The sequence below is a fragment of the Aquipseudomonas alcaligenes NBRC 14159 genome (genome assembly GCF_000467105.1).
GTDB classification, from domain to species: domain Bacteria; phylum Pseudomonadota; class Gammaproteobacteria; order Pseudomonadales; family Pseudomonadaceae; genus Aquipseudomonas; species Aquipseudomonas alcaligenes.
Genome location: NZ_BATI01000067.1, coordinates 1 through 9491, shown reverse-complemented (window position 1 = coordinate 9491; position 9491 = coordinate 1). Strand labels below are relative to the sequence as shown.

7 protein-coding genes and 1 pseudogene are annotated in these 9491 nt (G+C 56.6%); 6 read left to right on the top strand and 2 right to left on the bottom strand.

The window, feature by feature from the left end; genetic code table 11:
• The first annotated feature begins 427 nt into the window (after positions 1–427).
• The 5 genes and pseudogenes from PA6_RS21615 (at position 428) to PA6_RS21605 (ending at position 4504) form a co-directional block, all read left to right on the top strand.
• On the top strand, positions 428–1705 hold the full coding sequence (locus PA6_RS21615) for a sensor histidine kinase (RefSeq protein WP_021218881.1): 1278 nt from the start codon (positions 428–430) through the stop codon (positions 1703–1705).
• A gap of 84 nt (positions 1706–1789) precedes the next feature.
• On the top strand, positions 1790–2461 hold the full coding sequence (locus tag PA6_RS23170; protein WP_021703120.1) for a class I SAM-dependent methyltransferase: 672 nt from the start codon (positions 1790–1792) through the stop codon (positions 2459–2461).
• Positions 2462–2762: 301 nt separating this feature from the next.
• Positions 2763–3449, top strand: a complete 687-nt coding sequence (locus tag PA6_RS23165) for an NHL repeat-containing protein (RefSeq protein WP_255209949.1) — start codon at positions 2763–2765, stop codon at positions 3447–3449.
• A gap of 160 nt (positions 3450–3609) precedes the next feature.
• Positions 3610–4059: pseudogene (locus PA6_RS23160) on the top strand (EamA family transporter).
• 172 nt (positions 4060–4231) lie between these two features.
• Positions 4232–4504 carry a response regulator gene (locus tag PA6_RS21605; protein ID WP_021703118.1) on the top strand — a complete coding sequence of 91 codons (273 nt, stop codon included), beginning with the start codon at positions 4232–4234 and terminating at the stop codon, positions 4502–4504.
• Here the strand turns inward: PA6_RS21605 and PA6_RS21600 are convergent.
• Positions 4501–7467 carry a Tn3-like element ISPa40 family transposase gene (locus PA6_RS21600; RefSeq protein ID WP_021703117.1) on the bottom strand — a complete coding sequence of 989 codons (2967 nt, stop codon included), beginning with the start codon at positions 7465–7467 and terminating at the stop codon, positions 4501–4503. The genes PA6_RS21605 and PA6_RS21600 overlap by 4 nt on opposite strands.
• Positions 7468–7470: 3 nt before the next feature.
• Entirely contained in the window at positions 7471–8031 is a 561-nt protein-coding gene (locus tag PA6_RS21595) for a recombinase family protein (RefSeq protein ID WP_003117272.1), read from the bottom strand.
• 316 nt (positions 8032–8347) lie between these two features.
• Here PA6_RS21595 and PA6_RS24460 point away from each other — a divergent pair.
• Positions 8348–9491: methyl-accepting chemotaxis protein (locus PA6_RS24460; RefSeq protein ID WP_021703116.1), on the top strand; the 1144-nt coding region annotated here is incomplete at its 3' end.

Sequence of the window (9491 nt, the reverse complement as noted above, 5' to 3'; positions counted from 1 at the left end):
AACCAGAGGATTATCCGCTCTAGATCAATGCTTTCGAGCGACCTAGAGCGAAGCCAGGGAGAGTTATCGCACTCATCTCCAGCAGGGTCAGAAGTCGCTGATATCACGCTTATTTTAGGTTTTTTTCACGATTCTTTTATAAATGGCAGCCTAAAGTCTCAATTTATTCTGCCTAGCCCTCTCCTCCCACAGATGCTCAAAGTGCACACAGCCTTCCACCCGCAGCTTGTCGGTCCGTAAATGCTGCGCTCTGCATCACGAGCTTCGTCAGCGCATCCCCGAAGAATTTGCGAAGGTAGGCCAATGGCTTGCCATGAGGCGGAACCTTCACCGTGCTCTCCTGCTATAGGAAGTATGTCCATCAGACCAATCAGGGTCTGTGAGTGCCAAGCGGCACTAACCCACGACCGCAAACATGGAGCGCCGCATGCAGTCGCCAAATAAGCAGCCTCTTGAGCGCCGAATTGTCATTGCCTTTGCGCTGATGACATTGATCGTCAGTGGCACCTTCTCTCTAGGCATCGTGGCGATCGTGCACTTTATAGAAGAGCATCTTGTCTCCGAGGAGCTCAGCCACGAGCTCGAGTTCGCCATGCGCCAGGAGGCCAAGGGCATTGAGCCCGCCTGGATCGACGCCAGTACGAAGTACTACAGCTCTAGGAACAAGAACCTACCCGCTCAGTACGCGCACCTACCCGATGGATTTTCAGAGGTAGTGGCTACCAACAGTGAGGCCTACTACGTATTCAAACGTAGCCATGAGGGGCATCAGGACATTCTTGAACAGGAGCAGCATGAGTTTGAAGCTCGCGAGCAAGCACTGTTCGATGTCGTGCTGGGCGGTTTCCTGTTAAGCGTCGTTGGAGCCTGGGGGCTGGGACGCCTGCTGGCAAGGCGAGTAATGACGCCTGTGCGGCGACTTGCTCAACAAGTACGCCACAGGGACCAGTTGCTACCGATGGCCCCCAAGCTTGCCCCCGACTACCCGGATGATGAGGTTGGCCGATTGGCCGCGGCCTTCGATGAGACACTCGGGCAACTGCGACACTCACTCGAGCGAGAACGCCTCTTCACCAGTGACGTCAGCCATGAATTGCGCACTCCGCTGATGGTGATCTCTAGCTCCTGCGAGCTGTTATCCACTTCCCCTAGACTGACCGAGCATGAGCAGTCCCAGGTTGACCGGATTAGTCGTGCCGGCACAGACATGAAAGATCTGGTGCAGACTTTTCTGCAACTGGCGCGTGCCGGCCTTGGGCAGACCAGCCTGACCGAGGAGAAATCACTTAGTGAGTTGGCGGTTGAGCAGGCACGTCAATGGGGACCTCACTTCGAAGAGAAAGGCCTCTCCTTCCATCTGCTGGGTGAGCTTGATAACAACGAGCTCTACGACTCAGCCCTGCTACGCACAGTAATGTCCAACCTGCTACGCAATGCACTGCATTACACAGAAACAGGTGAAGTGCGTTTGATCGTGGAGGCAGGGGGCTTTCGTGTCGAAGATACTGGCCCGGGGATTTCGCAAAACGACCGTGAGAGGATCTTCAACTCATTTGTTCGAGGCGAATCGGCAAGGGGCGAAGGTCTTGGACTTGGCCTGTCTATAGTCAGACGAATCTGTCAGCAAAAAGGCTGGAAGATCCTGGTTGAGTCACAAGAAAAAATAGGGAGCCGCTTCTCGATTGTTCTATCAGAGAAGGCTTGACACTTTTTTCACGGCCTTTTAACGCCCCGCCGACAACTACCTCCGTAGATTGGCACCATCTTGCCAATCTCGGAGCTAGAGCTCATGTCGCAAACAAGTTCGAAACTAGTCGAGTTGGATCTCTCACACCAACGCGATCCACTCCATCAGCCTAATCACCAACTACCTGACATTGGTGTCGCTGACCGCTTCGTGCTGTGGCGCAAGAACAGGATGGCTCGTCGAGCACTCCGCGCCGCCGGCGACCCCAATCTTGTCCTCGATCTATCCAGCTGTGTGGGCACTTATTGGGCGCTGCTAACCAGTCACCCAAATCGATTGGTGCTCGCAGCCTACAGCTCGGCAGAGCAGCTGGCTCAAGCGCAGGAAAATCACTCAGTAGGCATCCCTGAACAAGTCTGCGCACTGCAGTCCACTGCATCAGCTATCCAGCTGGGAGAAAACGCCGTCGACTCTATTTTCTGCATGCATCTACTGCAGCAGGTTGAATCGGCCGACCAACGCCTGGCTCTGCTCCGAGAGCTCCATCGTGTTACACGCGACACGGTAATCCTGTCGCTTTGGATAGATGGGAAAGCCGCTTGGAAACCACTGCGCTTTCTATTACGCGCAGGCCACGGCATGTGCCGCCAGGTAGTTGCAAAAGAGCAGATAGAAACTGAGTTTCGCAGTGTCGGCTTCCAAATTTTGACCCACATGGACCTAGCACCAGGTTACGCAACCTGGCGTATCTATGTGCTCCGCAAGGAGTCCTGAGCATGTGGGAATGCACCTATAGGAGCTACGTATGAGCCCTGAAACTCCCTCCATCGCACACCGCCCGATATTGCCCTGGGCGAATGCAGAGCATCTACTGCGACCACTCACCTGGATCTGGTCACATCGAATATCAATAGCCCTGCTCCTGCTTCTCGCCGTCGCTGCGCTCCCCGCATGGCGACACCTGTACCCCGTGACCGCAGCCTCAGGCTGGGACTACAGCGTACGGCTAGATGCCGTTGAACGGGTTAGTGCATTGGTTGCTGACGACAAAAGAGGGCTCTACATAAGCCAAGAGATGCAGAACGGTGAAGGCCGCATACTGCGACTGGCTCCAGACCAGAAACTAAGTGCGGTAGAGCTAGGACTGTCTAAGCCTGATGGAATGGTCCGCTATCAAGGAGGCGTCGCCCTCAGCCAAGAGCAAGGTGAGCACCCTGTCCTTCTGATGGATAACCACGGAACACATGAGCTATTCAGCGCAAACAGCGTTGAAGGCTTGGCTACAGATGGCCACTACCTTTATGCCGTAGAGGATCTCCACGGCGACGGTCGACTGCTGCGCTACGACCCTCAAACGGAACGCGTCATTACCCTGCGTACCGGCCTCGATGAGGCCGAAGGCATTACCTCTTGTCCTGATGGGCGCATTTTCTACACCGAGAAGCAATTGGGGCACATCAAACAGCTTCAGGCAGAAGGGCGCGACACTATCGTTGCACGGGGGCTGCGCGAGCCGGGCTTCCTGCTCTGCAATAACGAAGGTCTCTGGGTGACCGAGGATGCCACTCATATGGCCAGAGTGCTGAGACTCGACTCCGCCGGAGCTCTTCACACTGTACTGACCCACCTGCGCTCCCCACAGTCCATCATAGAGACCGCTCCAGGTCGTTATCTGGTCGCAGAGCAAGGCCGTAACCGCATCCTGGAGCTTCAACGCGAGGTAGGCCCTATCAAGCTGCCAAGCTTGGCGTGGGAGCTGTAACGAGGATCCGTGAAGATCGACGCCTAGTACCTTACGAAACTCAGATTCAAGCCACTCAAGAGACATGGACAGTGGGTCAGAGGAGGAATGGCCCACCAAACCAGCAACCTGCTCAGCTACGCTTCTGCTGGCCTCCAGTCCACTCACTAGGCGCCATATCATGTCCTCAATCGGCGGTTGGTTCTTCTGGGCAATCCTGTAAGCAGTTTTCGCTGCATTGACGGCAATCTTCACCAAGATTGGAGTCAAAGATGTCGACCCCGATCTCGCCACACTCATACGCACTGCGGTCGTACTCCTGGTCCTGCTACCGATCGTATGGCTAAGTGGGAAATGGACCAGTCCTTGGGAATTGCCCCCGAAGGCGGTCGCATTTCTGGCGCTATCGGCACTTGCGACAGGCGCTTCATGGGTCTGCTATTTCAGGGCCCTACAGCTTGGTGATGCCTCCTTGGTCGCACCGATCGATAAGCTCAGCGTCGTCCTGGTCGTGCTTTTTGCCGTGATTTTTCTTGGCGAGCGCCCCTCTGGCCAAGCGTGGTTTGGTATCTCGTTGATCGGCGCTGGGGTAATCGTCCTTGCGCTATCAAGCGCACGTAACGGTGCATAGGCAAACTCAGGCACCAAGCACTGCGACACTCCCCCTCTCAAAATGCATATGCATGCATGGTGCATGTGTCTCGCTGACCGGTCATGAAATAAGTGATCGCTTTCAGCTACCCTTACAGCTTCTGAAATAACGCTCTCAGTCTGGCTTGGCCAAAAGTCAAAGGACACACCTAATGCGTATTCTCTTGGTCGAAGATAACCGCGATATCCTGACCAACATGGCTGACTACCTGCAGATCAAAGGCTACACCGTAGACTGCGCTCAAGATGGGCTGTCCGGCTTACGCTTAGCTAGCAGCGAGCACTACGACCTGCTTGTACTGGACATCATGCTGCCTGGCATCGATGGGTATACCGTGTGCCAGCGTTTACGCCAGGAGGCGAGACGGGACACCCCAGTGATCATGCTGGGGAGCCCGCAGAACTCGGAAAAAATCGTACGCTAAGGTTTTCCGAGCTGCCGCAGCGGCCTGAATTTCCCGTCTTCCAGCTTGCGGCTTTGCCGCCAAACGTAATCGCCGGTCAGGTTGATGTGCTCCCAGCCCAATGGCGAAAGGTATTGCAGTAACTCAGGATTAACTGGCTTGCCTGCCTCTTCTCGGGCCTGGGTCGCGCGCTCCAAGTACACGGTGTTCCACAACACGATGGCGGCCGTCACCAGGTTGAGGCCGCTGGCCCGGTAGCGCTGCTGCTCGAAACTCCGATCCCTGATCTCGCCGAGGCGGTTGAAGAACACCGCCCTGGCCAGGGAGTTACGCGCCTCGCCCTTGTTCAATCCGGCATGCACGCGGCGACGCAGTTCCACGCTTTGCAGCCAATCGAGGATGAACAGCGTGCGCTCGATCCGACCCAGCTCGCGCAGAGCCACGGCCAGGCCGTTCTGGCGCGGGTAGCTGCCAAGCTTGCGCAGCATCAGCGATGCGGTGACGGTGCCCTGCTTGATCGACGCGGCCAGCCGCAGAATCTCGTCCCAGTGAGCGCAGACGTGCTTGATGTTCAGGGTTCCGCCGAGCATTGGACGCAGCGTCGGGTAGTCTTGGACGCTATTGGGCACATACAACTTGGTTTCACCGAGGTCGCGGATGCGCGGCGCGAAGCGGAAGCCCAGCAGGTGCATCAGGGCGAAGACGTGATCGGTGAAGCCAGCGGTGTCGGTGTAGTGCTCCTCGATCCGCAGATCGGACTCGTGGTACAGCAGACCGTCGAGCACGTAGGTGGAATCACGCACGCCTACATTCACCACGCGGGTGCTGAACGGCGCGTACTGGTCAGAGATGTGGGTGTAGAACAGCCGTCCTGGCTCGCTACCGTACTTCGGGTTGACGTGGCCGGTGCTCTCGCCTTTACCGCCGGCACGGAAACGCTGGCCATCGGAGGATGAGGTGGTGCCGTCACCCCAGTTGGCGGCGAAGGCATGCCGGAACTGGCTGTTGACCAGCTCGGCCAGGGCCGTCGAGTAGGTTTCGTCACGGATGTGCCAGGCTTGCAACCAGGACAGCTTGGCGTAGGTCATGCCCGGACTCGACTCGGCCATTTTGGTCAGGCCGAGGTTGATGGCATCGCCCAGGATCGCCGTTAGCAGTAGCGTCCGGTCTTTCGCCTGTGCGCCATCCTTCAGGTGCGTGAAGTGGCGGGTGAAGCCCGTCCATTCATCCACATCCATCAGCAGCTCGGTGATCTTGATGCGCGGCAGTAGCTGGCTGGTCTGGTCGATCAGCGCCTGCGCGGTGTTGGGCACCGCGGAATCCAGCGGGGTGATTTTTAGCCCGGACTCGGTGAGGATGGCATCGGGTAGTTCGTTGTCCTTTGCCAGTCGGGTGACAGTGGCCAGCTGCTCGTCCAGCAGCTGCAAACGCTCTTCCAGGTACTGGTCGCTGTTCGGGTTGATCGCGAGTGGCAGCGCCTGTTCCCGCTTGAGTGCGGCGAATTTCTCGGGAGGCAGTAGGTAGTCATCGAAGTCGCGGAACTGCCGCGAGCCTTTGACCCAGATGTCGCCGGAGCGCAGCGCGTTCTTCAACTCGGACAAGGCGCAGATTTCGTAGAAGCGCCGGTCGATGCCTTCCGGGGTGATCACCAGCGGTTTCCAGCGCGGCTTGATGAAGGCGGTCGGTGCGTCGGAGGGCACCTTGCGCAGATTATCGGCATTCATCTCGCGTAGGGTCTGAACGGCATCCAGCACGGCTTGCGCTGCCGTCGCGGCTCGGAGCTGAAGCACCTCCAGAAAGGCTGGGGTGTAGCGGCGTAGCGTAGCGAAGTTCTCGCTGACCAGGTGCAGGTGGTCGAAGGCTTCCGGCCGGGCCAGCAGCTCGGCCTCAGTGACACTCTGGGTGAACTCGTCCCAGGGAATGACCGCCTCGATGGCGGCGAACGGATCGTCACCGGACTCTTTAGCGTCCAGCAGGGCCTGGCCGATCTTCGAGTACAGGCGCACCTTGTCATTGATCGCTTTGCCCTGCTTCTGGAACTGCTGCTGATGCTTGTGTTTCGCGCCACTGAACAGCTTGACCAGGATGCGGTCGTGCAGATCAACCAGTTCATCGATCACGGTCGCGGTGCTTTCCAGTACCACGGCGACCAGCGTGGCATAGCGCCTCTCCGGTTCGAACTTGCCGAGGTCTTGTGGCGTCATCTGCCCGCCCTCGCGGGCGAGCTTCAGCAATCGGTTCTGGTGGATGTGCCGGCCGAGGCTGTCGGGAAGGCCCACCAGTTGGAAAATCTTCAGCCGCTCGATGTGCTCGATCATGTGCCGCGAGTTCGGCTTCAGCGGTGATTGCCGCAACCAGGTCAACCAAGTGCTGTTGCTGCCGGCCTTAATGGTGAGCAGTTCGTCGAGCTTGGCGTGATGCGATGGGTTCAACGGCTCGATCAGGGCGCGATAGACCCGCCGATTGGCGCGTGCAATGGCCTCCGAACACGCCCGGTCAATAACGCTCAGCGTCGGCAGGATGCGCCGCTTCTGGCGCAAGCTCTCCAGCGCCTGCCCGGCCAGCAGCAAGCCCTTGTCGGTCTGCTGGGCCAGCTCGGTCAACTCGCGCACCAGGGCGCGGAAGTCCGACAGACCGAACGGGGCCAGTTGCAGGTAGGTGCGCAGTTCCAGAGCGTGCTCGCGGCGGGTCACGTCGCGCTCACCGTACTTCGCCCAACTCGCGGGGTCGGCTTGGACTTGCTTGGCCACCCACTGGATCACGGGCTCGGGTAGCGCCGTGTCGTTGCCCAGCGCATAACCAGGGTAGCGCAGCAGGCAGAGCTGCACGGCGAAGCCGAGGCGGTTGTCATCGCCCCGCCGTTGACGGATCAGGGATAGGTCGGAGTCGTTGAAGGTGTAGTAGCGGATCAGGTCATCCTGGCTTTCTGGCAGCGCAAGCAGGGTGTCGCGCTCCGTAGCCGAGAGAATCGAGCGACGCGGCATGGTTCAGTCGTCCGTGCGAAGGTACTGGTAGAGGGTTTCACGGCTGATGCCGAACTCGCGTGCGAGCTGAGCCTTCGGCTCGCCGGCAGCGGCCCGCTGCCGCAACGTGATGGCTTGATCGTCGGAGAGAGCTTTCTTGCGGCCCCGGTAAGCACCGCGCTGCTTGGCCAGGGCGATGCCCTCGCGCTGCCGCTCGCGGATCAGGGCGCGCTCGAACTCGGCAAAGGCCCCCATGACCGACAACATGAGGTTGGCCATGGGCGAGTCCTCGCCGGTGAACACCAACCCCTCCTTCAAGAACTCGATGCGCACGCCGCGCTTGGTCAGCCTTTGCACCAGACGGCGCAGATCGTCGAGGTTGCGCGCCAGGCGATCCATGCTGTGCACCACCACGGTATCGCCTTCGCGGACGAATCCGAGCATGGCTTCCAGCTGCGGGCGCTGGGTGTCCTTGCCCGAGGCCTTGTCGGTGAACAGCTTGCCGATCTCGACCTGCTCAAGTTGGCGTTCCGGGTTCTGGTCGTAACTGCTGACCCGAACGTAACCGATGCGTTGTCCCTGCAAGATGCCTCCATAGGCTGGATGGGCGGTAGGGCTTACGTTGGTTTTTGGTTCCATTGCGCCCTAAGCCTTGAATTTGTCAGGTTGGAATCTATGACCTTGGCAAGCATGTGTCAAAGAATGTGAAAGCAGACTCTATTCTGACGGCGCAGCGTGGCCATTCCTGACATCCAGTTAGGGTATAGCTCAATATGACACATGGCTGCAAATCGCTAATTTACCAACTATAAAGAGCTATGCTCTCAAGAAGCGGTTGCGCTAACCGATACAGTATAAATTAGGCCCCAAGTATTATTTTATTTGCACAAAGGTAATGATTATGTTTTTCAATAAAAACAAACAACTGCTGGACACAGAAAATAAGCTCTCAGAACTACAGTGGCAGCTTGATTCAATAAATCGAAATGTCGCGGAAATCAGATTCAGGCCAGACGGGAGCGTAATCTATGCGAGCAATATCTTTCTAGAGATGCTTGGTTACAAACTCGAAGAAATAGCAGGGCAGCACCACAGAATTTTCTGCGAAAAGAATTATGCTAGCACAGCTGATTATTCGCGCTTCTGGCAGAAATTGGCTGACGGCCATCCTCTATCAGGTTTATTTAGGCGGCTGCGCAAAGACGGTAACTTAATATTGATTGAGGCTACTTATATTCCAGTTCAAAATCAAGATGGAAAAGTTATTGAAATCATTAAGATTGGCTCAGATGTCACTCAGAGAGAAAACGAGTTACTCTCACTAAGAGCCGTCCATGCAGCCATCTCCCGCTCGATGGCGGAGATCGAGTTCACACCTAACGGTGACATTCTGCATGCAAATGAGAATTTCCTCCGTGCTATGGGTTATCGCCTCAGCGATATCAAGGGTCGACACCACCGAATGTTCTGTTTCGATAATTTTTATCAAGAAAATACAAATTTTTGGCAGAGTTTAAAGGGAGGAACTTTTTTCAGCGGGCAATTTGAGCGCAAGACCGCATCGGGAGAGACCATCTATCTTGAGGCCACCTACAACCCCGTCGTTGATGAAGCTGGCCAGGTTGTGAAAGTGTTAAAATTTGCCACCGACGTCAGCTCGCAGAAGCATAAGGCTGATGAAATCCGTCAAGCCGCAGAGCTTTCCTTCACCACCGCCGAGGAGACATCTCAAATTTCCGTGCGGGGCATGGAGTCCCTTGCTAGTTCAATTGAATTATCTCAGAGCACACTTAATTTAATAAACGGTGCGGTTATTTTGATTACACAGCTAAATGCTCAGGCTAAAGATATCGAGAAAATTGTTACCACCATCCAAGGCGTGGCAGAACAAACTAACTTACTAGCACTTAACGCCGCAATTGAAGCTGCCCGAGCGGGTGAAATGGGCCGAGGCTTTGCTGTAGTAGCCGACGAGGTTCGTCAGTTGGCAGCTCGAACTAGCAGTGCCACCGTGGAAATCCAGAATGTGGTAACTGCTAAGGAAA